This is a genomic window from Weissella sp. DD23 (assembly GCF_001579105.1).
Classification (GTDB): Bacteria; Bacillota; Bacilli; order Lactobacillales; family Lactobacillaceae; genus Weissella; species Weissella cibaria.
In genome coordinates, this window is record NZ_KQ970524.1 from 1 (window position 1) to 259 (window position 259).

Here is a 259-nt window from a genome sequence, read left to right on the forward strand (position 1 = left end):
CTTGAGCGATTCAACGTCATTGAGTAACTCGACTTCAACGAGCTTGAGTGATTCAACGTCATTGAGCAGTTCAACTTCAACGAGTTTGAGCGATTCAACATCGTTGAGCAGTTCAACCTCGACGAGCTTGAGCGATTCAACATCATTGAGTAACTCGACTTCAACAAGTTTGAGCAACTCGACGTCATTGAGTAACTCAACTTCAACAAGCTTGAGCGATTCAACGTCATTGAGCAGTTCAACTTCAACAAGCTTGAGC

1 protein-coding gene is annotated in these 259 nt (G+C 43.6%); it reads right to left on the minus strand.

Annotated elements, in window-relative coordinates; genetic code table 11:
* Positions 1-259 (minus strand): hypothetical protein (locus tag WEIDD23_RS13965; protein ID WP_197458922.1); only part of this gene is annotated, 259 nt, incomplete at both ends.